Annotated in this window: 21 protein-coding genes and 2 pseudogenes; 11 read left to right on the top strand and 12 right to left on the bottom strand. The window is 71.7% G+C overall.

Features of this window, described 5'->3' with window-relative positions; genetic code table 11:
• Nucleotides 1–51: 51 nt before the first annotated feature.
• The 4 genes and pseudogenes from Prubr_RS30255 to Prubr_RS30240 all read left to right on the top strand — a co-directional run bounded on the left by Prubr_RS30255 (nucleotide 52) and on the right by Prubr_RS30240 (nucleotide 4771).
• Nucleotides 52–1605 carry an Hsp70 family protein gene (locus tag Prubr_RS30255; RefSeq protein WP_212818278.1) on the top strand — a complete coding sequence of 518 codons (1554 nt, stop codon included), beginning with the start codon at nucleotides 52–54 and terminating at the stop codon, nucleotides 1603–1605.
• Nucleotides 1596–2882 carry an outer membrane protein assembly factor BamB family protein gene (locus tag Prubr_RS30250; RefSeq protein WP_212818276.1) on the top strand — a complete coding sequence of 429 codons (1287 nt, stop codon included), beginning with the start codon at nucleotides 1596–1598 and terminating at the stop codon, nucleotides 2880–2882. Before Prubr_RS30255 ends, Prubr_RS30250 begins: the two co-directional genes overlap by 10 nt.
• A gap of 61 nt (nucleotides 2883–2943) precedes the next feature.
• Nucleotides 2944–3941: pseudogene (locus Prubr_RS30245) on the top strand (ATP-binding cassette domain-containing protein).
• Nucleotides 3938–4771: an ABC transporter permease gene (locus Prubr_RS30240; protein ID WP_212818274.1), complete on the top strand. Its 834-nt coding sequence runs from the start codon at nucleotides 3938–3940 to the stop codon at nucleotides 4769–4771. Before Prubr_RS30245 ends, Prubr_RS30240 begins: the two are co-directional and overlap by 4 nt.
• Here Prubr_RS30240 and Prubr_RS30235 read toward each other — a convergent pair.
• The 3 genes from Prubr_RS30235 to Prubr_RS30225 form a co-directional block, all read right to left on the bottom strand.
• Entirely contained in the window at nucleotides 4740–5528 is a 789-nt protein-coding gene (locus tag Prubr_RS30235; RefSeq protein WP_425518072.1) for a pentapeptide repeat-containing protein, read from the bottom strand. The genes Prubr_RS30240 and Prubr_RS30235 overlap by 32 nt on opposite strands.
• Nucleotides 5529–5708: 180 nt before the next feature.
• Nucleotides 5709–6284, bottom strand: a complete 576-nt coding sequence (locus tag Prubr_RS30230) for a maleylpyruvate isomerase N-terminal domain-containing protein (protein ID WP_212818270.1) — start codon at nucleotides 6282–6284, stop codon at nucleotides 5709–5711.
• A gap of 25 nt (nucleotides 6285–6309) precedes the next feature.
• Nucleotides 6310–6879, bottom strand: a complete 570-nt coding sequence (locus Prubr_RS30225) for a dihydrofolate reductase family protein (protein WP_212818268.1) — start codon at nucleotides 6877–6879, stop codon at nucleotides 6310–6312.
• Between the two features lie 102 nt (nucleotides 6880–6981).
• Between Prubr_RS30225 and Prubr_RS30220 the strand changes: the two genes are divergently transcribed.
• Nucleotides 6982–7560 (top strand): TetR/AcrR family transcriptional regulator, encoded by a 579-nt coding sequence (locus tag Prubr_RS30220; protein ID WP_212818266.1) that lies wholly within the window; start codon nucleotides 6982–6984, stop codon nucleotides 7558–7560.
• 19 nt (nucleotides 7561–7579) lie between these two features.
• Here Prubr_RS30220 and Prubr_RS30215 read toward each other — a convergent pair whose 3' ends face one another.
• Complete coding sequence (locus Prubr_RS30215; protein WP_212818264.1) at nucleotides 7580–8566, bottom strand: phosphotransferase family protein; 987 nt, start codon at nucleotides 8564–8566, stop codon at nucleotides 7580–7582.
• Nucleotides 8541–9449, bottom strand: coding sequence for a DUF3626 domain-containing protein (locus Prubr_RS30210; RefSeq protein ID WP_425517954.1), 909 nt, complete (start codon nucleotides 9447–9449; stop codon nucleotides 8541–8543). The genes Prubr_RS30215 and Prubr_RS30210 overlap by 26 nt, the downstream gene beginning before the upstream one ends.
• Before the next feature lie 28 nt (nucleotides 9450–9477).
• Here Prubr_RS30210 and Prubr_RS30205 point away from each other — a divergent pair, with 28 nt between their 5' ends.
• Nucleotides 9478–10437, top strand: a complete 960-nt coding sequence (locus tag Prubr_RS30205; protein ID WP_212818262.1) for a hypothetical protein — start codon at nucleotides 9478–9480, stop codon at nucleotides 10435–10437.
• A gap of 37 nt (nucleotides 10438–10474) precedes the next feature.
• Here the strand turns inward: Prubr_RS30205 and Prubr_RS30200 are convergent, their stop codons facing one another.
• Nucleotides 10475–11182, bottom strand: coding sequence for an APH(3') family aminoglycoside O-phosphotransferase (locus Prubr_RS30200; protein ID WP_212818260.1), 708 nt, complete (start codon nucleotides 11180–11182; stop codon nucleotides 10475–10477).
• 188 nt (nucleotides 11183–11370) lie between these two features.
• On the opposite strand from Prubr_RS30200, the gene Prubr_RS30195 reads away from it, so the two are divergent.
• Entirely contained in the window at nucleotides 11371–12192 is an 822-nt protein-coding gene (locus Prubr_RS30195; RefSeq protein WP_212818258.1) for a DUF4253 domain-containing protein, read from the top strand.
• 42 nt (nucleotides 12193–12234) lie between these two features.
• On the opposite strand, the gene argG is transcribed toward Prubr_RS30195, so the two are convergent.
• Nucleotides 12235–13683 (bottom strand): argininosuccinate synthase, encoded by a 1449-nt coding sequence (gene argG, locus Prubr_RS30190; protein ID WP_212818256.1) that lies wholly within the window; start codon nucleotides 13681–13683, stop codon nucleotides 12235–12237.
• Between the two features lie 104 nt (nucleotides 13684–13787).
• Here argG and Prubr_RS30185 point away from each other — a divergent pair, with 104 nt between their 5' ends.
• Both Prubr_RS30185 and Prubr_RS30180 read left to right on the top strand, forming a co-directional pair.
• Nucleotides 13788–14270, top strand: a complete 483-nt coding sequence (locus Prubr_RS30185; RefSeq protein WP_212818254.1) for a hypothetical protein — start codon at nucleotides 13788–13790, stop codon at nucleotides 14268–14270.
• 79 nt (nucleotides 14271–14349) lie between these two features.
• Nucleotides 14350–15567 (top strand): MFS transporter, encoded by a 1218-nt coding sequence (locus tag Prubr_RS30180; RefSeq protein WP_212818252.1) that lies wholly within the window; start codon nucleotides 14350–14352, stop codon nucleotides 15565–15567.
• Between the two features lie 44 nt (nucleotides 15568–15611).
• Here the strand turns inward: Prubr_RS30180 and Prubr_RS30175 are convergent.
• Nucleotides 15612–16016: pseudogene (locus Prubr_RS30175) on the bottom strand (ornithine cyclodeaminase family protein); the annotation flags it as partial.
• Nucleotides 16017–16103: 87 nt separating this feature from the next.
• Nucleotides 16104–16712 carry an alpha/beta fold hydrolase gene (locus tag Prubr_RS30170; RefSeq protein ID WP_212828716.1) on the bottom strand — a complete coding sequence of 203 codons (609 nt, stop codon included), beginning with the start codon at nucleotides 16710–16712 and terminating at the stop codon, nucleotides 16104–16106.
• Between the two features lie 199 nt (nucleotides 16713–16911).
• On the opposite strand from Prubr_RS30170, the gene Prubr_RS30165 reads away from it, so the two are divergent.
• Entirely contained in the window at nucleotides 16912–17556 is a 645-nt protein-coding gene (locus tag Prubr_RS30165; RefSeq protein ID WP_212818250.1) for a hypothetical protein, read from the top strand.
• Here the strand turns inward: Prubr_RS30165 and Prubr_RS30160 are convergent.
• The gene (locus tag Prubr_RS30160) at nucleotides 17529–18047 is read right to left on the bottom strand and encodes an HIT family protein (protein WP_212818248.1); all 519 of its coding nucleotides are present in this window, start codon (nucleotides 18045–18047) and stop codon (nucleotides 17529–17531) included. The genes Prubr_RS30165 and Prubr_RS30160 overlap by 28 nt on opposite strands.
• Before the next feature lie 190 nt (nucleotides 18048–18237).
• On the opposite strand from Prubr_RS30160, the gene Prubr_RS30155 reads away from it, so the two are divergent.
• Nucleotides 18238–19596, top strand: a complete 1359-nt coding sequence (locus Prubr_RS30155) for a serine hydrolase domain-containing protein (RefSeq protein WP_212818246.1) — start codon at nucleotides 18238–18240, stop codon at nucleotides 19594–19596.
• On the opposite strand, the gene Prubr_RS30150 is transcribed toward Prubr_RS30155, so the two are convergent.
• Together Prubr_RS30150 and Prubr_RS30145 are read right to left on the bottom strand one after the other, a co-directional pair.
• Nucleotides 19554–20399, bottom strand: a complete 846-nt coding sequence (locus Prubr_RS30150; protein WP_343221529.1) for an aminoglycoside phosphotransferase family protein — start codon at nucleotides 20397–20399, stop codon at nucleotides 19554–19556. The two genes, Prubr_RS30155 and Prubr_RS30150, sit on opposite strands and share 43 nt — an antisense overlap.
• A 155-nt stretch (nucleotides 20400–20554) precedes the next feature.
• A complete protein-coding gene (locus Prubr_RS30145; protein ID WP_212818242.1) occupies nucleotides 20555–20944 on the bottom strand; it encodes a cupin domain-containing protein in 390 nt (129 codons plus the stop codon).
• Nucleotides 20945–20990 lie beyond the last annotated feature (46 nt).

Below are 20990 nucleotides of genomic sequence, written 5' to 3'. Positions count from 1 at the left end.
GAGCCGGTTCGGCTGGCAGTGGATCTTGGCACTACGCACACGGTCGCGGTGGTGCGGCGGGGGGATCAGCAGCCGCGGGCTCTGTTGTTCGACGGGTCGCCGTTGTTGGCGTCCGGGGTGTTCGTGGATGCGGCGGGGGTGCCGCACACGGGTCGGGATGCGCAGCGGTTGGCGGGTTCGGAGCCGGAGCGGTTCGATCCGCATCCGAAGCGGCGGATCGACGAGGGGCGGGTGCTGCTGGGCAGTCATGAGGTGCCGGTGGAGCAGTTGCTGGCGGCGGGGTTGCGGCGGGTGGCGGTGGAGGCGCGTACGGCGGGGGTGGATCCGACCGGGGCGACGGTGTTGACGTGTCCGGCGGACTGGGGGCAGCCGCGGCGGGCGGTGTTGTTGGCGGCGGCGCGGCAGGCGGGGTTGGGGCAGGTCCGGTTGTTGGACGAGCCGATCGCCGCGGCGACGTACTGCATGCAGGTGTTGGGGCAGCAGGTGCCGCCGTTCGGGTGTCTCGGGGTTTTCGATTTTGGTGGCGGGACGTTGGACGTGGCGGTGGTGCGGCGGGAGCCGGCGGGGTTGCGGGTGTTGGCGACCGGCGGTTTGGATGATCTTGGTGGGTTGGATGTCGACAGTGCGTTGGTGGCGCATCTGGGGCAGTTGGTGGGGGTTCGGGATCCGGGGTTGTGGGAGCGGTTGCGGGAGCCGCGGGGGTTGGCGGAGCAGCGGGATCGGCAGGCGTTCTGGGCGGAGGTGCGGTCGGCGAAGGAGATGTTGTCGCGTACGGCGGCGGCGCCGTTGCATGTGCCGGGGCGTGAGGAGCCGATGCATCTGACGCGTGAGGAGGTGGAGCGGATCGCGGGTCCGCTGGTGGCGCGGGCGGTGGATGAGACGCGGCGGGTGTTGCAGCGGGCGGATGTGGAGCCGGCGGCGTTGGCGGGGTTGTTGCTGGTGGGTGGTTCGAGTCGGATGCCGTTGGTGGCGAGTCGGTTGCATGCGCGGTTGGGGGTGGCGCCGGCGGTGCCGGAGCAGCCGGAGTTGCCGGTGGCGTACGGGGCGTTGTTGGCGGGGATGTCGGGGTTGGCGGCGGGTCCGGTGGAGGGGCCGGTCGGGGGTACGTCGACGTTCCCGGTGTCGGGGGTCGGTCCGGTGTCGTCGGTGCCGGTGTCGGGTGGGTCGGTGTCGTCGGTGTTTCCGGTGTCGTCGGTGTTGGGTGCCGAGCCGGTGTCGGGTGTGCCGGTGTCGGGGTCCGGGGTTCGGCCGGTGTCCGCCGGTGGTCCGGTGCCGGGTTCGCCGGCCGGTCCGGGTGCTCCGGTGGCGGGGCCGGCCGGTGGGGTGGGTGCGGCTTCGCCGTGGGCGGGGATCGGCGCGTCCGGGCAGCGGCCGGCGGGGTTGCCGGTGTCGGGGGTGAAGCGGCGTCGTCGTCCGGTGGTGCGGGGGGTGGCGGCGGCGTTGTCGGTGGCGGTGCTGGTGGGGTGTGTGGTGGGTGCGGTGCAGGGCGGGTCGTGGCTGGCCGGGCAGTGGTCGGACATGGTGCAGGGTGTCGGCGGTTCGCCGTCGGGGGCGGGTTGGGGCCGTTCGGTGGTGGGCGTTCCGGTGGTGACCTGGTGCAGGTGACGGAGCGGCCGGCGTCGGGGGCGGGCGAGGTGGCGGCGGTGGCGGTGAACGGTCATGTGGTGTCGGCGGTGGTGGGGTTGGGGAGTACGGAGGTGGTGTCGTTGCCGGTGGCCGGTGGTGAGCCGCGGTGGACGACGACGTTGGAGGTGGAGCCGACGGAGGTGCGGTTGACGCCGGTCGGTGAGCTGATCGTGGTGGATGCGCCGGATTCGGCGACCGATGGTGGTGACTGGATCCGGTCGGTGTTGCAGGAGTCGGACGGGAAGTTGGTGTGGCGGGGCAAGTGGGACCGCGACCGTACGGATGTGGTGTTCCTGGGTGGTGACGTGGTGGTGGAGATCCGGGACGGGATCTACGACAACGCGGTGGTGCGGGTGGATCTGCGGACGGGGAAGGAGAAGTGGCGGCGGGCGGGTCCGGACGACCTGTTGGTGATCGATGCGCATCGGGTGGAGGCGATGCGGCAGTGGACGGGGGCTGAGGCGGCGGCGGGGCCGGGGGTGTTGCCGGTGGCGTCGGGGACGTTCGTGGAGACGATCACGGCCGGTGACGTGGTGGTGGAGTTGGACAACGTGCGGGGGCGGGGGTATCTGCTGGACGCGAACACGGGTAAGCCGCGCGGCAGTGGGTCGTTGCCGATCGTGGAGGATTTCTGGACGGCGTACGACGGGTTCGTGGTGGGGCAGTTGAACGATGACGCGTCGCCGGGGCGTTCGGTGGTGGCGGGTTTTTCGGTGCCGGGGTTCAAGCAGGAGTGGTCGATGCCGTTGGCGGCGGGTACGACGGTCGACAAGGTGAAGCCGTGTGGGCAGCACCTGGTGTGTGTGGCGGTCGACGCGCGGGCGAACGACGGTGACAAGACGATCGCGTTGGATGTGCGTACGGGGTTGGAGAAGTGGTCGGTGGGGGTGGAGTGGTCGACGGAGGAGGACTGGTTCGTGACCGAGGGCGGTCTGCTGTTCGGTGAGGGGCTGTTCGGTTCGCTGCGGGGGGCGCAGGTGTTGGACGCCGACGGGAAGCCGGTGCGGGAGATCGAGGAGGGTGCGGCGGTGCGGGCGACGGCCGGTGGCCGGATGGTGTTGACCGACGCCGCGGTGCAGGGGGGAAGCGACCTGCAGTGGTTCGTGTGGGTGGAGGAGGTCGGTGCGGCGAAGGGTACGAAGGGGGTGCCGGTCGGGGCGAGCATTCCGGATGTGGTGGCGTTGGCCGGTGACGGGGTCGCGGTGGTGACCGACGACCGTCGTACGTTGGTGTTGCGGTCGGGGGAGCTGGGCTGATCTCCGGTTCGGCGGGTGGGTTCGTCGATGGCGTGGCAGACTCGCGTGTCGGGCGTTGCCGATGGTGAGGGGGCCGGTGGTGGCCGAGTTGGCGATCGAGACGTCGGGGCTGGTGAAGACGTTCGGGTCGAAGCGGGCCGTGGACGGTGTGGACCTGGCGGTGCCGGCGGGTGGGGTGTACGGGTTTCTTGGGCCGAACGGTGCCGGTAAGACGACCACGATCCGGATGTTGGCGACGTTGTTGCGTCCGGATGGTGGTTGGGCGCGGGTGTTGGGTCACGACGTGGTGCGGGAGGCGGACGCGGTCCGGGCCCGGGTGGGGTTGACGGGGCAGTACGCGTCGTTGGACGAGGATCTGACCGGGGTCGAGAACCTGGTGTTGTTGGGTCGGTTGCTGGGGTTCTCGCGGGGGCGGGCGCGGTCGCGGGCCGGTGATCTGCTGGCGGCGTTCGGGTTGGCGGATGCGGCGGGCCGGCAGGTGAAGACGTATTCGGGGGTATGCGGCGACGGATCGACATCGCGGCGAGCATCGTGGTGACGCCGGCGTTGATGTTCCTGGACGAGCCGACGACGGGGTTGGATCCGCGTAGCCGTAACCAGGTGTGGGAGATCGTGCGGGCGTTGGTGGGCGAGGGTACGACGGTGTTGTTGACGACGCAGTATCTGGAGGAGGCGGATCAACTCGCGGGCCGGATCGCGGTGATCGACCATGGTCGGGTGATCGCGGAGGGGACCAGTGGCGAGTTGAAGGCGTCGGTGGGTGCGGGGGTGCTGCACGTGCGGGTGGTGGATGCCGGGCGGCGGGCGGATGCGGAGCGGGTGTTGGCCGGGGTGTTGGGGGTGCCGGTGGTGGCCGAGGGTGATCCGGTGGCGTTGTCGGCGCGGGTGTCGGATCCGTTGCGGGTGTCGGAGGCGTTGGCGGCGTTGGCGCGGTCGGGGGTGGAGGTGACCGATTTCGCGTTGGGGCGGCCGAGTCTGGATGAGGTGTTCCTGGCGTTGACGGGGCATCCGGCGGACGACGGCGGGGTGCCGGCGGCGGGTGTGGGGGTGAAGGCGTGACGGCGGTGTCTTCGCGTCCGGCGTCGGGTGAGGCGTTGCGGGCGGTGTTGTCGGTGCGGGAGCGGCCGCCGCGGCCGAATGCGGTGCGGGCGTCGTTGACGTTCGGGTGGCGGGCGATGCTGCGGATCAAGCATGTTCCGGAGCAGTTGTTCGACGTGACGGCGTTTCCGGTGATGTTGACGCTGGTGTTCACGTATCTGCTCGGTGGGGCGCTGGCGGGGTCGCCGCGGGAGTATCTGCAGTTCCTGTTGCCGGGGATCCTGGTGCAGACGGTCGTGATGATCACGATGTACACCGGGATGGCGTTGAACGTCGACATCGCCAAGGGGGTGTTCGACCGGATCCGTACGTTGCCGGTGTGGCGGCCGTCGGCGCTGGTGGGGGCGTTGTTGGGGGATGCGGTGCGGTATTCGTTGGCGTCGGTGGTCGTGGTGACGTTGGGGTTGGTGCTGGGGTTCCGGCCGGCGGGTGGTGTGGTCGGTGTGGTGTTGGCGGTGTTGTTGCTGCTGGTGTTCTCGTTCGCGTTGTCGTGGATCTGGACGATGCTGGGGTTGTTGATGCGGACGCAGAACGCGGTGATGGGGTCGAGCATGATGGTGCTGTTCCCGTTGACGTTCGGCAGCAACATCTTCGTGGATCCGTCGACGATGCCGGGCTGGTTGGAGGCGGCGGTGCGGGTCAATCCGATCACGCACCTGGTGACGGCGGTGCGGGGGCTGATGGCCGGTGAGGCGACGGTCGGTCAGGTGGGTTGGGTGCTGGTCGCGTCGGCGGTGCTGGTGGCGGTGTTCGGGCCGGTCACGATGCGGTTGTACGCGACGAAGCGGTGACCCAGTGGGCGGGTCGGGTCAGGGTCGGTGGGAGCTTCGTGGTGGTGTCGCCGCGGGCGGCGTTGACCTGGGCCTGGGTGAGGAAGATGGCGCCGGTGAGGTCGGCGCCGGGCAGGCGGGTGTCGCGCAGGTCGGCGCCGATGAGGTCGGCGCCGCGTAGGTCCGCCCGGGTGAGGTCGGCGGCGATGAGGTAGGTGCCGCGCAGGTTCGCGCCTCGTAGGTCGGTGCCGGCGAGGTTGGCGCCGATGAGGTCGGCGCCGCGGTGGTTTCTGCGGCGGCCGGGGGCCGCGGCGGCGCGGGCGAGTTCGCTGGTTTGCAGCAGCAGGGTGTTGACGTCGGCGCGGTGCGCGGCGACGTCGACGGCGGCGACCTGGGTGGGGGTGCCGAGGGTGAGTCGGCGGGTGTGGTCGTGGGCGGTCCGCAGGTCGGGGTGCAGGGTGCGGGCGGCCGGCAGGGTCAGCGCCTCGGTGAGATACCACAGCAGTTCGTGGAGCTGCCGCATGATCGGGAAGACGTCGAACATCTGCCGGGCGGTGGTCGGGTCGTCACGCCAGTCGCGGCCGGCGAACGTGGTCCGGGAGACTTTCTGGCCGGCGCCGAAGCAGTCATAGACGGTGCAGCCGGTGAAGCCGGCGTCGCGCAGCCGGGGGTGGATGCGGCAGCGGTTGTCGTCGCGCAGGTTGGTGCAGGGGCGTCCGGCGGGTTTGTCGACGGCGAAGTCGGCGGAGGCGGCGAACGGCAGGGCGACGCAGCACAGGGCGAAGCAGTTGCCGCAGTCGGCCCGTAGCTCGGTGCGGTCGGGGCCGGTGCGGTCGGTGCCGGGGTCGACGCGGTCCGGACCCGGTCCGGCGCCGGTGGCGGGGCGTCGTGGGTGGTGGCGGGCGGGTTTGCGGGGCAACGGTGCCGGTCTCCTGTGCTGGTCGGTCGCGCGGCCAGGCTAGGCGACGGCGGCCTGCCAGGTCCACGGGTTTCGGGGTGGCCGGCCGTCGAGCGGGGCCCGTCCGGTCGTCCAGAGCAGGACCCGCGCCGGGTCGCCGGTCGGGGCGTCGGGGAAGAGCCGTTCGAGTACGCCTGCGCACAGCTCCTGTGGTGGCTGCCACGGTACGCCGAGTCCGGTGGTGATGTCGTGGGTGTGCAGGACGGTTTCGGCGACGCCCATGGCGGCGAAGCCGGCCGGGTCGCACGGGCCGAAGTGCCAGGCGCGGGTGTCGGGGCCGGCGGTGGTCAGGGCGGCGTGCAGGAGTCCGCCGCAGGCGGTGATCACCTGCAGCAGGTCGGCCGGTGTGGCGGTGTCGTGGACGCGCAGGTCGAAGGGGAGGTAGCCGGTGTCGGGGCGGCCGGTGAGCTGGCCGGCGTAGGCGAGCAGGTCGTGGGCGATGTGGGCGGCGGTGGTCCAGCAGGTCCAGTCGAGGGTGCCGGCCGGGACCTGCCAGTCGGCGCCGGTGTGCGGGGACAGGACGGTGACGGTTTCGGTGACGGCCTGTTGGAGGTGGGTGGCGTCGGGGGTGGGCATGGGGAGATCGTCCCACCGGTGGGGTTCAGGTTCTGGTGTAGGTGGTCATGACGACGCCGGAGGCGAATTCGCGGGTCTCGGTCGGGGTGAAGGTGGTCGGGGTGAACGGGCCGTCGAACAGCGGGATGCCGGCGCCGACGATGATCGGGTTCCGTTTGATGACCAGTTCGTCGATCTCGTCGCGCAGGGTCGCGGCGAGTTTGCCGCCGCCACACAGCCAGATGTCGGCGCCGTCCGCGCGCTTGAGTTCGCGGACGAGGGCGACCGGGTCGTCGGCGACGACGGTGACCGCCGGGTCGTCGGTCGTCAGGGTGCGGGAGACGACGTACTGCCGCAGGTGCGGGTAGGGGCTGGTGATTCCTTCGCGCAGGGCGGGCTCGTAGGTGCCGCGGCCCATCACGACGGTGTCGAACCGCTGGTTGGGTACGTCGGCCAGGCCGAGCGGTTGACGTAGGTGGCCCGGGATCGTCTCCGGGTACGTGGCGAGGATCGTCTCGGTCAGGTCGGCGGGCAGGGGGAAGAAGTCGTACTGTCCGGCCGGGCCGGCGATGTGGCCGTCGAGGGTGGCGGCGACGTAGTAGGTCAGTTTTCGCATCGGTTTCCCGTTCCGGTCCGGTGTCCGAACCTGATGTACTGTGCTTGCAGTGATTTGACCGTAGTACTGCAGTCACAGTGGTGTTAATCGGGAGGTCCCACCATGCGACAGAACCCGGCCCGGCGCACCGCGCTGCTCGACGCCGCCATCGAGGTCCTGGCCCGCGACGGCTCGCGCGGCCTCACCCTGCGCGCCGTCGACACGCAGGCCGCCGTACCCACCGGCACCGCCTCGAACTACTTCACCAACCGCGCCGACCTGCTCGCCCAGGTCATGCGCCGCACCCGGGAGCGGCTCACCCCCGACCCCGCCGCGCTCGCCGACACGATGACCGCACCACCGTCACGTGACCTGGCCGTCACCCTGATGCGCGAGATCGTCGAACGGATGCGCCGCGACCGCAGCAGCCACCTGGCCCTGCTGGAACTGCGCCTGGAGGCCACCCGCCGGCCCGAACTGCACGCCGAACTGACCCGGTTCCTCGCCGCCGACCTGGCCGCCAACATCGACTTCCACGTCGGCGCCGGACTGCCCGGCGACCGGCGCGCCGTCGTCCTGCTCTACCTGGCCATGTTCGGCCTGATCGTCGAGGACCTGACCGTTCCCGGCGTACTGGCACCGCACCGGCCCGACACCCTGATCGAGGACCTCGTCACCCGGCTGCTGCCCCCGACCCCCTGACCGCGCCGCACCGGCCGCCCTACGCCGACCGGCGCCGCGCGGACAGCTCTGCCACCGTACGGTCGATGTTCGCCGCGGCGATGGCGCGCATCCCGGCCCGGTCGGGGAAGTCGCCGTCGAGCAGCCGCAGCGGGCCGTCCACCAGCGACAGGTACAGCGCCAGCCGGTACAGCCGCAGCCGGGCGGCGTCCAGCCCCGCAGCGGCCAGCCGGCGGTAGCCGTCACCGAACCGCAGCTCGAGGAAGGCGTGCTCCCACTCGACGTCGAAGTACCTGACGCCCTCGATGTCGATCAGGACCGGCCCGTCGCGGTCGTCGACGAGGACATGGTCGGGGCCGAGTTCGCCGTGGATCAGGCCGTACCCGGTACGGGGTCCGACGGCCGCGTGCCGGTCGCGCAGCTCGTCGGCGAGACGTGGGGCGAGCGCGGCGATCCGCTCCACCCGGGCGGCGGCCCCGGCCAGGTGCCCCAGGGCCCGGTCCAGGACGAGGTCGGGCACCGGTGGGGCGTCGGCGGGCGCCGGCCGGCCGGGTCGGCCGTACCGGTCGCGGTGGTGGGCGTGCATCACCCGTACCGTGTCGGCGAGCCGGGCCAGCACCGGTCCGGCCCGGCGCGGGTCGCGTTCCCGCAGGCGCTCCAAGGTGCCGCCGGCCACGTCCTCGACCACCGCCAGGTCACCGGCGACGAGTTTCCCGCCGCGGTCGAGCAGCAGGATCCGTGGCACCCGGACCCCGACCGAGGACAGTGCGGTGTGGGCGGCCTCGAACCGGTCCGCGCCGCCGGGGTGTCCGAACGGGTCGGGGCGGTCGGTGGCCGGCGGCCAGTAGTCCTCGCCCGCGTTCCACACGTAGACGACGACCGTCGCACCGTCGTCCAGGGTCAGCCGGTAGACGCCCTTGCGGCTGCCGCCACGCAGCCGCTCGACCCCGGCCGCGCGCCGGCCGGCACCGAACACCGCCCGTACGACGGCGGTCAGGTCGTCAACGCCCAGCGGCTGCCGCGTCATCGGGGCATTCTGCGGCGGGCGGCCCGGCCCCGTCGACCGGATAACGTCGGGCGCCGAAGCGTGCCACGTAGTGCCAGACCCGTTTCAGCGCCTGCGGGTCGTGGTCGCCGGTGCGGGCGGCGACGCCGATGATCCGCGGGTCGAGGTGGCCGTCGACGGCGATCCGGGCGCCGAGGTCGACGTACCGCGGGCCCCGGTAGTCCGGGAACCGCCGCATCCGGGCGACGGACAGCCGGAACCCGGGATGCCATTCGACCGGGCACGGCAGCCGGCGGGCGGCGGCCTCCACGTCGGTGCCCTTGAAGCTCGGATCCAGCACCAGCGCCTCCACGTCGCGGTCCAGACGTACCGGGCCGTGGACGTGCGCCTCGATGTAGTCGTCGAGGGCGTCGTCGGGGGTGTCGGCGTACGCGAGCGCGATCAGCGACATCCGGTCGGCGACGGCGAAGTGCGCCGGCTCGAAGACGCTGTCGGGGTAGCAGAACGTCGTGCGGGCCAGTGTCGCGGCGGTCAGCCGGAAGTGCGCCGACCCGAACCGGGGGGCGGCACCGGCCGGCTCGTGCCGGAAGTTCAGTGCACCGTAGACGGGGCGGACGTCGGGTTGCGCGTCGTCGTACGCCGCACCGAACATCCGGCTCTCCCAGCGCCACCGGTCGCCGCCGGGATACGCGGTCAGGCCGCCGTTGCCGGTGCCGGTGACGAACTGCGACCGGTAGACGCCGTGCGCGGCCAGGTCGGCGAGAATGTGCCGGCCGTGGCCGAGCCGGTCGGGGTGGAAGTTCAGGGTGACCCGCAGCACCGGGTCGACCGGCGGCCCCGTCGACAGGGCCGCGACGTACGCCAGCGCACGCTGGTACGGCGGCGGGGGCGGGGCGGCGTCCACTGTCGCAGTATGCCGGTACCCTGCCGCCGTGCGCCCACAGCTGCTGGCCGAGACCTCCGTTCCCGCCGCCCGCGACGTCACGTACGTCGACGGGGTCGGCTGGGTCGTCCCACAGGCCGACGGGCAGGCGGTGACCGTCCTCGACGACCTGCTGCGCCCCACGGCCCGGATTCCGGTGCCGGCCGGTGGGGCGCCGTTCGAGGCGAGCGTCGGCGACCGGCACGTCGCCGTCGTCACCCTCGACCACCTCGCCGTCGTGGACCTGGCCGGCAACCTGCTGTGGCGGCGGGACCAGCCGGTCGAGGCGGTCGGGATGCCGTGCACCCCGAACTGCCACCTCGACACCCGCGGGATGCTGTGGGTGTACCTGCCCGACGGTGACCACCTGGCCGTGTTCGACGCGGCCAGCGGGCGTGAGATCGACCGGGTGGAGCTCGCGTCGCAGATCGGGGCCGCCACCTTCTGGCCGCACCCCGACCGGACCCGGGTCGGGCTGCACGTCGTGATGGGACAGGACGGCTCGTACAGCTGGCTCGTCGACCTCGACGGCGACCGGATCGTCTGCCGGGAGCTGGCCGGGGAGTGCCTGTCCGGCTTCACCTCCGGCGGCGACCGCTACCTGGCGATGCCGCACGTCGACGGCGAACTCGGCATCCACGACGTCGCCACCGGCACGGTCGTGGCCGGCTGTGCCGCCGACGGCATCCCCGGCTATCCGACCGACCCGGAATACATCCTGATCGAGGCCGGTGCGGTCGTCGACGACGACCTGGTGATCGTCGGGGTCAACACCGACGAGTACGAGACCGACACCGAGGAACACCTGCTGCTGTCCACCCGCGACCTGCGGCACGTGGCGACCGTCGACTACGGGCAGCCGATGACGACGTACGCGATCCGGCCCGCCGGCGGATCCGGCCGCTGGCTGACCACCGGCCACGACGGCGACGTCGTACGCCTGTGGCAGCTGCCCGGACTCCGGACGTGACGGCCGCTGGCGGCCCGGACCTCGGCCCACGGCAGGGTCAGAAGAACTCGTCCAGCAGCCGGTAGAAGTCGATCCTCGCCCGGTCGACGTGGGACAGCCCGTACCTGGTGAGGAAGCGGGCGGCGTGGTCGGGGTGCCAGCCGCCGGCGAGGTCGCGGGTGACGATCGCCAGGTCGCTGTAGCGGTCGGCGACACCGAGCCGGCCGACGTCGACGACGCCGGTGACGGTGCCGTCGCCGGCGACGAGCACGTTGGCCAGCGTCAGGTCGTTGTGGCAGACGACAAGGTCCTCGGTCGCCGGCCGGGTCCGGTGCAGGTCGGCGAGGAGCCGGTCCGCCGACCAGCCGTGCCGTACGTCGTCGAGGTCGGACAGGTCGACGGTGCCGGCGGCGACCGCGGCGTCGGCGGCGGGAACGGCCGCCGCCAGCGACGTGTCGAACGGGCAGCCGTCGACCGGCAGGCCGTGCAGCGTACGCAGCAGGTCGGCCAGGGAGTCGACGGCCCGGTCCCGGCCGGGACCGGTGGTGAGTCCGTCGGCGGGCCGGCCCGGCACGGCGGTCGTGACGAGTTCACCGGGCCGGTGCGTGACGATCCGCGGGCACGGGACCGCCCGGCCGGCGAGCCAGGCGAGGCGGTGCGCCTCGGCGGCGATCTGTTCGGGGTCGCCCTGCTTGCGGTAGCGGCCGGGGCCGCGCCACACGCGGGCGCCGGACCGGCCGGTCGTCACCGGTTCCCAGGGCGTCATCCGGTCATGGTGCCACCGGGCCGGTCCATGGCCGCGAGGGCCGCCGCCAGGCGGCGGGGAACGCGGAAGGTGCACCGGTGCCCGACCCGGGGCTCGAACGTGTTCGGCATCAGCCAGACGGCGAGCAGGTCCGGGTAAGCAATTCCTTACCGGTCAAGTCGTCGTACCGCGCCACTACGGTCTGCGGCATGGCAACCGAAGATCACCCGTTGGTGGTGCTGGCCGGCGACCCCACCGGCAGCCGGCTGGGACTCGACCTGCCCGCCGGCACCACGGTGCACGGGTGCGGCGACGCCGGTCGGCCGATCCTGTGGATCAGCGTCACCGAACCGCCGGCCGCGCTGTGGGAAACGCTGCGGGCCCAGCACACCCGGACCGGGCTGTGGCCGCTGTTGCTGGAGGGGCTCCGCGACGACGAACCGAACCGCCCCTGGCGCACCGGCGAACTGCACCCCGACCCGGCCGCCCCCGACCCGGCGGTCCACGACGTCGACGCCGTGCTCGCGCGACGGTGGCGCGACGTCCTACCCGTCAAGGACGAAGAGCGCGCGGCGATCGTCCCGTTCGGGGAAGGTTGGCCCGGCCTGGCCGCCCCCGGCACCCTGCGCGAGGACCCGGACGCCTGCGCCGCCGAATGGGCCTGTTTCATCGTCCTCGAGTCGTGGCTGACCGCGCCCCGGATCGGGCTCGTGCCCAGTGCCCGCGGCGCCGACACGCTCACCGACCTCGGTTGGCGGGGCCCGGTGAACCGCGAGAGCGACATGACGACGTTCTCGGCGGTGCTGCGTAGCTGGGAGGATCGGTTCGGGGCCCGCGTCGTCGCGCTCGGCTTCGCCACCCTCTACGTCAGCGTCGCCGCCCCACCCACCGACCGCGACCACGCGCTGCGGGTCGCCGCCGAACACCTCGCCTTCTGCCCCGACAACGTCCGGGCGTCGGACACCCCCACCCTCGACGCGTACGCGGAGACCCTGGTCGACCTCGACCTCTGGTCGTTCTGGTGGGACTGACGGTGGTGGCACCCGGTCGGCGGGTGCCACCACCACCCCGGGTCAGTCGGTGCCGAACTCCATCGCGGCGTTGTCGAGCAGTTCGCCGTTGGGGCTCTCGCCCCGCGACGCGATCGCCTCGGCGCCACCTTCGGGCATCGCGCCGATCAGCCCGGTCGGGGCCGGCTGGGCGGCGGTCATCAGCGCCGGGTGCGGGCTGCCGCCGACCATGCCGAGCCGGGCGTACTGCTCCAGCTTCGCCCGGGAGTCGGCGATGTCGAGGTTGCGCATCGTCAGCTGGCCGATCCGGTCGACCGGCCCGAACGCGGAGTCCTCGGTCCGTTCCATCGACAGCTTGTCCGGGTGGTAGCTGAACGCCGGACCGGACGTGTCCAGGATCGAGTAGTCCTCACCGCGCCGCAGCCGCAGGGTCACCTCGCCGGTGATCGCCGAACCGACCCAGCGGTCCAGCGACTCGCGCAGCATCAGCGCCTGCGGGTCCAGCCAACGGCCCTCGTACATCAGCCGGCCCAGGCGGCGGCCCTCGGTGTGGTAGCTGGCCAGGGTGTCCTCGTTGTGGATCGCGTTGACCAGCCGCTCGTACGCCGCGTGCAGCAGCGCCATGCCCGGCGCCTCGTAGATGCCGCGGCTCTTGGCCTCGATGACCCGGTTCTCGATCTGGTCGGACATGCCCAGGCCGTGCCGGCCGCCGATCGCGTTGGCCTCCAGGACCAGGTCGACGGCGGAGGCGAACTCCTTGCCGTTGATCGTCACCGGCCGGCCCCGCTCGAAGCCGACCGTGACGTCCTCGGCGTCGATCTGCACGGCGGGGTCCCAGAACCGCACGCCCATGATCGGCTCGACGATCTCGATGCCGGCGTCGAGGTGTTCCAGCGCCTTGGCCTCGTGGGTGGCGCCCCAGATGTTCGCGTCGGTGGAGTACGCCTTCTCCGTGGAGTCCCGGTAGGGCAGCTCGTGGGCGAGCAGCCACTCCGACATCTCCTTGCGGCCGCCGAGCTCGCGGACGAAGTCGGCGTCCAGCCACGGCTTGTAGATCCGCAGCGACGGGTTGGCGAGCAGGCCGTAGCGGTAGAACCGCTCGATGTCGTTGCCCTTGAACGTCGAGCCGTCACCCCAGATCTGCACGTCGTCGTCGAGCATCGCCCGCACCAGCAGCGTGCCGGTGACCGCCCGCCCGAGCGGGGTGGTGTTGAAGTAGGCCCGGCCGCCGGACCGGATGTGGAACGCCCCGCAGGCCAGGGCGGCGAGCCCCTCCTCGACCAGGGCCGCCCGGCAGTCGACCAGGCGGGCGACCTCGGCGCCGTACGCGGTGGCGCGCCCGGGCACCGAGCCGATGTCGGGCTCGTCGTACTGCCCGATGTCGGCGGTGTAGGTGCAGGGCACCGCACCCTTCTCGCGCATCCACGCGACCGCTACGGAGGTATCGAGGCCGCCGGAGAAGGCAATTCCGACGCGTTCGCCGACAGGCAGGGAGGTGAGGACCTTGGACACGAGCAGAAGTATATGCATGCCACCGCATGACCATGCAAGGTGATGGGAATGACGGCGGTGGCATGGGCCGTCGCGACGCGGCCTGTCAACGTAGCGTTGACACCGTGACGGCTGAACTGACCCAACTGGCGCAGATGCGCGCGGCCCGCGCCCGGCTGGACGAGCAGGAGCTCACCCTCATCGAACGCGCCCGCCACGCCGGCGCCACCTGGGCACAGATCGCCACCGCGCTCGGACTGGCCAGCCGGCAGGCCGCAGAACAGCGCCGCCAGCGCCTGGCCGACGCCGCCCAGACGCGACACCACGAGACGACCAGCGCGTACGCACCCCGGATGGCGGCCGTACGCACCGCCGTCGTGCAACTGGGCCGCTGGATCGACACCGACCGGCGGTGGGACACCCGCTTCACCCGGGCCGCCCTCGTGCGCGCCACCGTCGCCACCGCGCTCCAGGCCCCACCCGGAGCCCTGTACGCCCTGGCCGTACACATCCTCGCCGACCTGACCGGGCCCGACCCGCGGCACCTGCCGCCACCGGTCCAGCAGGCGACCACCGCCCTACGAGCCGCGATGTCAACAGATGGTTGACGTCGCGCGACCTTATTGATCCGGGTCAGCTCAACCTTCCAGGATGTGAGTCGACGCGACTCAACCTTCGGAGGGTGCCATGCGGCGCAACACCGCGCTGTTCGTGACGATCTCGGCCCTGTCCGGCTTCGGCAGCAGCACCATGTCCCTGGTCGCCGGCCTCTGGATCCTCGACCTGACCGGCTCCACCAGCCTCGCCGCGCTCGCCGGACTCGGCATCTACGCCCCACAACTCGCCGGGCCATGGCTCGGTGGCCTCCTCGACCGGCTACCCAGACGACCGACCCTGATCACGACCAACCTGGTGCTCGCCGCCGCCCTGCTCACCCTCCTCGGCGTACACGCCGCCGAACACACCTGGCTGCTGTTCACCGTCTCGCTCGCCTACGGCATCAGCTACGTACTCATCGACGCCGGCGAAACCGCACTGCTGCCCCGGGCATTTCCCACCGCCGGCCTCGCCGCCGTCAACGGCTGGCGCTCCAGCGCCCAGGAAGGCGCCAAACTCGTCGCCCCGACGGTCGGCGCCGGCCTGTACGCCTGGCAGGGTGGGCACCCCGTCGCCGTACTCAGCGCCACCATGCCGATCCTCGGCGCCGCCCTCTACACCGCCGTACGCCTACGGGAACACGACTCCGCCCCACCGGCCCGCCAGCGGACCGACCTCCGAGCCGGCCTGGCCGTCCTGCGCACCGAACCCACGATCAGCCGTACCGTGGCCCTGGCCGCCGTCACCATCGCCATGTCCGGCTTCATCACCGCAGCCCTGTACGCCGTCGTCACCGTCGACCTGCGGCTACCGTCGACGTTCCTCGGCGTCCTGCTCAGCGCGCAGGGACTCGGCTCCATCGCCGGCGGCCTGCTCGTCGGCCGCCTCCTCACCCGGTGGGGACCCGTCACGGTCGGTGCCGTCGGCGCGATCCTGGTCGCCGCCGGCTGCCTCGCCCGCTGCCTGCCCTGGCCGGCACCCACCGTCGCAGCCTCAATCATCACCGGGATCGGCCTGCCCTGGACCCTGGTCGCGGCCGTCACCGCCGTACAGACCCACACCCCGCCCGCGATCCTCGGCCGCGTCGCCGCCACGGCCAACACCGTCATGTTCGCGCCGATCGCCCTGGCGATCCCCCTCGGCGCCGCCGCCGTACACCTCGGCGGCCGGCCACCCCTGATCATCGCCGCCGTCATCTGCCTCGCCGCCGCTGCCGCCGCGGCACTCCTGCGGCAACCTCGCACCGACGGCACGGGCAACGGCGCAGGTGCGGAGCCAGTTCCCGGGCGGGTGGGGTTGAGATCGTAGGCGGTGGTGTGTCGCCAGGAGCGAAGCTGGCGCAGCCCGGCCAAGATGGTGCGGGCCTGGGCGCCGGCGCCGATGAAGCCGAGGGTGTCGGCATCGGGGTGCGCGAGGGTGTGGGTGGCCAGTGCGGCGGCCAGGCCGGTGCGCCAGGCGGTCAGGCTGGCTGAATCGGCCAGGGCGAGCAGTTCTCCGGTGTGCAGGTCGTGCAGGCAGACCACGCCACGCAGGGCGGGTGCGGCGTCGGGGAACTTCGCATTGACCTTGACGGTGTATGCGGGAACGCCTGGGAGAAGCCCGGGCATCAGGCATGTCGCGGTGCCGGGGCCGGGTAGGTCGGTGCGGATCCGCAGGGGTGCCGGCGACGCCTTGGATGCGCGGAACCCCTCTTGGAGCAGCGCCAGCACGTCGCCGATGTCGATGAGGGCGTCGATCCGCGATCGTGTCAGCACCATGGTCACGCCACCAGTCTTCAATGGGCGCACGGTCGCCGGCGCGGCTCGGCAGCGCGGGGGCATCGCCGCGGCCAGGCGGCGCGGCGTCTACATGAGAAAACCGTCGACGGCGGCGAGGAACTCCGCCGGCCGGTCCTTGTGTACGTGATGGCCGGCCACGATGGTGACGAGGGTGGCGTCGGGCATCCGGTCGACGGTCTCGGCGAGCAGGTGCTGCGGGATGCTGCTGCTGTCCGCCCCGCCGACGATCAGCGTCGGGATGTCGATCGTCCCGATACGGTCCCACCAGGCCGGATCGGGATCGTCGACCTGGCCGCGGATGGCGTTTACCGCGGCGAAGTCGAACCCGGTGGGCGTGTCCGGTGGGGCAAGCGGAGGTCGCTTCAAAGCGCCCGGTCGAGGGACCGTGGTGTCCTCCAGCACCAGGTGACTGAACCGGTGCGGCACGGCCTGCGCGAGCAGGATCGCCACGGTCCCGCCCATGGAGTGACCGACCAGCACACACCGTCCGACACCGACCGCGTCGAGGAACCCGATCACGTCGTCGCGCATCAGCTCGAACGAGTACCGGCCGGGGTGCGAACTCCGGCCGTGGCCGCGCAGGTCCAGCGCGTACACCCGGTAACTGTCGGCGAGGTGGGGCAGCACGGTGTGCCAGTCGCGTTCGTCGTCACCGAGACCGTGCAGCAACACCATGGGTACGCCCGCAGGTTCGCCGGCGGCCCGGTAGGCCAGGGACACCCCGTCGACGTCGACCGTGTGCAGCGTTCCGATGCTCGGCCTGGTCACGCCGGACACCCTACCGCCCAGCAGCACGATCGTCCTCAGTCGACGTAGCCCGCCCGCCACAAGACAAGACTGTTTCTTTGCTGATCGTGGGTGCAGTCTCGACGTCGTGCAGTGGACGTACGACGGGACGATCAGGAACGTGCTCTGGATCGGCGGCGCGCAGTGGGCCGGCAAGAGCACCGTCGCCGCCATCCTGACCAGCCGATACGGTCTCACCCACTACCACTGCGACTACCAGGATTCGCGGGCCCACGAGGATCGCCGGAACGCGGCCCGGGCCCGCCGAGGGCAACCACCAACCGACTGGCCGGCATATTGGAGCCAGCTCTCACCGCGCGAGATGGCGGACCGCGCCCTCGACGACTTCGCCGAGAGGTTCCCCTGGGTTCTGGACGACCTGCGCGCCCTGGTATCCCCGTATCCGATTCTGGCCGACGGCTGGAACCTCCGGCCCGACCTGATCGCCACCGTCGCCGACGACCTGCGGCGCGCGGTCGTACTGGTTCCCACCGACGAGTGGCGCGCACACCAGGCCGCGGCGCTACCCCGGGCCGGCGCGTTCGGCGCGGACCTGCCCGATCCTGAACAGGCCCGCCGTAACCGCCTGGAACGCGACAGGATCCTTGCGACGGACGCCGCTCAGCGTGCCACCGCCCTGGGCATTCGCGTCGTCGAGGTGGACGGCACCGAGAACGCGGAGTCCATCGCCGACGAGGTGGCCGATCACTTCGGTGCCGCCCTGACCACCTGATCGTGGGATGGGCCCGCCATCGGGGCCGGCGAAAGCGGATGGTGCAGGTAGGCATGCAGGGCGGCGGAAATCCGGGTCACCTCGGCGGGCGTGACGCCGGGCTGGTCAGGGTTGCCGAGGAGACCGAAGACCCGGGGGCCCCGAAACTGGTGCGGTAGCCCGTCAGCCCGGGGCACGACGTGAAAGTGGACGTGCTCGAAACCCGCCACCTCGGCGAACTGCGCGACGTACGTCTTCGCGCAGCCGGTCACCGTGTGCAGTGCGCGGGACAACCGGACCTGCCATGTCCCGAGGGCGGCGGCCTCCTCGTCGGTGAGGTCCGCGATGGTGACGACGTGCCGGCGCGGCACCAGGACGAGCCAGCCGGCGACCGCGGCACCGACCGCGTGGCTGACCCGCCAGTGGTCGTCGGAGGCGATCCAGTTCTCCCGGGGGCGGTTCGTGTCCTCGGCGTTCTGCGTGCACGAAAGGCAGGATGACGGCGCTGACACGGCGCTCCTCAGGGACTGGTCACGGCACTGTTCCGGCCGGAAACGCCGGGCCGGCGACGGTAGGTCACCGGTGCGACATATCGACTTTCATGAGTGGATCATATGCCTATGACGCCATGGGGTACTCCACGGCGTGGGGGCGTCCCCAGCGGGGCATCGGGGAAGGTGTCACACCGGTACGGTCCTCGATATGGCGCTTCTTCCGAATCTTCAGGAATGGATCGACAAGGCCGCTGGGCGGCACGGTGTGCCGGGGGCCGCGGTGGCCGTCGGGATGGGGAATCAGCTGGCCGAGGCGGCCACCGGGGTGATCAACCTGGACACCGGGGTGCCGGCCACCGCCGACAGCCTGTTCCAGATCGGGTCGGTCACCAAAGTCTGGACGGCCGCCCTGGTGATGCAGCTTGTCGGGGACGGGCTGGTCGATCTCGACGAGCCGGTCCGGAAGTATCTTCCCGAGTTCGGGGTGCTGGACGCCGCCGCCTCGCAGAGCATCACCGTCCGGCAGCTGCTGTCGCACACCGGTGGGTTCGACGGGGATCTGTTCGAGGACACCGGACGCGGGGACGACGCGGTGGCCAAGCTCGTCGCGTTCATGCATGACAACGCCCGGCAGATCAGTGGGCCGGGGGAGCTGTTCTCGTATTGCAACGCCGGCTACAGCGCGCTCGGTGCCCTCGTCGCCACGCTGCGCGGGCGCACCTGGGAGGCCGCCATGCGGGAGCTGCTGATCGAGCCGCTCGGGGCGCGACACATGGCGCTCCACGCCGAGGAAGCGATCATGTTCCGGGCCGCGGTCGGGCACGTCGGCGAGCCGCCGAGGGTGTCACCCTGGCGGCTGCTGCCGCGGTCGGCCGCGCCAGCGGGGTCCACGCCGAGCGCCGCACCGCGCGACCTCGTACGGTTCGGTCGGATGCTGCTGGCCGACGGCGTGGCGGCAGACGGGACGCGGATGCTGCCCGCGGGAAGCTTTGCCGAGATGTGCCGGCCGCAGGTCACCCTGCCGCGGCTGGGGGAGCGTTACGCGGCCGCCTGGGGCCTCGGGCTGATGCTCTTCGACTGGGACGGCAGGCCCGTGGTCGGCCACGACGGCGGCACCCCGGGCCAGTCCACGACCTGGCGGATCGTGCCCGACCGCGGCCTGGTGCTCGCCGTCCACGCCAACGGCGGCCACGCCGGGGCCTTCATCGACGAGGTACTGGCCGAGATCCTCTCGTCCGCGGCCGGGATCCGCCTGCCGTCGCGGGTGCTGCCGCCGGACACCCCGGTGCCGTTCCGGCCGGAGACCTACGCCGGGAGCTACTCCGCACGGTCGTTCACCTACGAGGTGAAGGCCGACACCGACGGGCTGGAGATCACCGACATCCCGCACGGCCTCGCGGCACAGTTCGGAGATGACGGCACGACCGCCCGCTACGTCCACGCCGGCGACAACCGGTTCGTCGGCGTCGAGCCGGAGGAGGGACTGCACCCACTGATCGCCTTCCTCCAGGACGGACGCTTCCTCTACAACGAGCGCGCCGTACCACGGCTCACGGACGAGGACTGACCGCCCGCGTACTCGGAGAAGATCTCGCCGAGGATGCGCCGTGCGCTCGCGAAGTCTTCCGCGTCCTCAGGGTCCTCGTACGTGTAGGAGCAGGTAACGAGGGTCTTCCAGAGCGCCCACCCACGCCCACGCGCCCAGGAGTCCGCATCCACCGACAGCCGACCCCGGAACACCTGCCGGCCATCGGCGGTCAGCAAGCTCCAGGCGACCGCCAGGTCGCAGGCGGGATCGCCGACGCCGCACGTACCGAAGTCGATGACGGCGGCGAGCTGGCCGTCGTGGAGCAGCAGATTGCCCTCGGCGACGTCACCGTGGAACCACCGGTCCACACCGTCCCAGCGGGCGTCGAGCGCGTCCGCCCAGATCTGGCGGGCCGGTCCGACGTCGACGTGGCCGGCCAGCTCCGCGACCGCGCGTTCGAACTGCTTGTCGTACGTGCGCAGCGTGCCGCCCCGGAACCAGTTGTGGATCCCCGGCCGGGGACCACCGGTGGCGTCGACGCTGCGCAGGGCGGCCAGGAAGCCGGCCAGGTCGGCGGCGAACCGCACCGGATCGGCGATGCGGTCGACCGTCGCCGTCCCGCCGTCGAGCCATCGGTAGATCGACCAGGAGTACGGGTAGCCCGCCCCCGGCCCGCCTTTCGCCAACGGGACCGGGACGGGCAGGGGGAGCCGGGGAGCGAGCACCGGAAGCCACCGGTGCTCCTTCTCGACCGCCCGGGCGTACTCGGCCGCGCTGGGTAGGCGCACCAGCAGGTCGGTGCCGAGGTGGAACGTCCAGTTGTCCCAGCCGCCTCTGGCCACGGGCACGACGGGAAGACCGGCCCACTGCGGAAACTGCTCTCCGATGAGTCGACTTACCTGCGCTGCCTCGACAGTGACGCGCTCCGGCACGGGGCCGAGATCCGGCGTGTCACTCAAAGAACGTCCTGTCTGCCGTCGACGGGTCCGCCCTATCATCACCGCTGCTGGGGATGGTCCTTGAGCAGGGGGTGCGGAGACGTACCCGTGGACTCGCACCAGGCGAGATAACGCCGGTGCATGGATGCGGTGTCGGTGGAACCCACCACCGTCCCGTCATCCGCGAGGTTCTGCAGCTCCCCGGACACCCGGATGTGGATGACGCACGGTTCGTCTCCGACCGCCATCCACGAGTCGATGTTGAAGGCGTGCACGTCGCCGGTGTGCCGGTGCCGGGACACCACAGTGCCGGGCTCGACGCGCAGCAGCAGCTGCCGTACGTCGCCGGGACCGAAGGCCAATGGTTTGAAGGCGACACCGTTACCGAGCGGAATCCAGTCGAACTGGGTGGTGTCGAGCGTGTCTGTCGGCGCCGTGACGGTTGTCATCGCAGGTCCCCTCTCGGTCGGTCGAGTGCGCGTGCCGGTCGACCGT

It is taken from the genome of Polymorphospora rubra, assembly GCF_018324255.1.
Classification (GTDB): domain Bacteria; phylum Actinomycetota; class Actinomycetes; order Mycobacteriales; family Micromonosporaceae; genus Polymorphospora; species Polymorphospora rubra.
Note: the sequence above shows the minus strand (reverse complement) of the source record. Positions and strands in the feature narration are given on the sequence as shown.

What these genes read in the sequence shown, in the direction of transcription:
- Prubr_RS30230 (WP_212818270.1), bottom strand. Translation starts at nt 6,284, where the DNA reads ATGCCCACCCCCGACGCCACCCACCTCCAACAGGCCGTCACCGAAACC.
- Prubr_RS30225 (WP_212818268.1), bottom strand. Translation starts at nt 6,879, where the DNA reads ATGCGAAAACTGACCTACTACGTCGCCGCCACCCTCGACGGCCACATC.
- Prubr_RS30220 (WP_212818266.1), top strand. Translation starts at nt 6,982, where the DNA reads ATGCGACAGAACCCGGCCCGGCGCACCGCGCTGCTCGACGCCGCCATC.
- Prubr_RS30215 (WP_212818264.1), bottom strand. Translation starts at nt 8,566, where the DNA reads ATGACGCGGCAGCCGCTGGGCGTTGACGACCTGACCGCCGTCGTACGG.
- Prubr_RS30200 (WP_212818260.1), bottom strand. Translation starts at nt 11,182, where the DNA reads ATGACGCCCTGGGAACCGGTGACGACCGGCCGGTCCGGCGCCCGCGTG.
- Prubr_RS30195 (WP_212818258.1), top strand. Translation starts at nt 11,371, where the DNA reads ATGGCAACCGAAGATCACCCGTTGGTGGTGCTGGCCGGCGACCCCACC.
- Prubr_RS30180 (WP_212818252.1), top strand. Translation starts at nt 14,350, where the DNA reads ATGCGGCGCAACACCGCGCTGTTCGTGACGATCTCGGCCCTGTCCGGC.
- Prubr_RS30170 (WP_212828716.1), bottom strand. Translation starts at nt 16,712, where the DNA reads ATGGTGTTGCTGCACGGTCTCGGTGACGACGAACGCGACTGGCACACC.
- Prubr_RS30155 (WP_212818246.1), top strand. Translation starts at nt 18,238, where the DNA reads ATGGCGCTTCTTCCGAATCTTCAGGAATGGATCGACAAGGCCGCTGGG.
- Prubr_RS30145 (WP_212818242.1), bottom strand. Translation starts at nt 20,944, where the DNA reads ATGACAACCGTCACGGCGCCGACAGACACGCTCGACACCACCCAGTTC.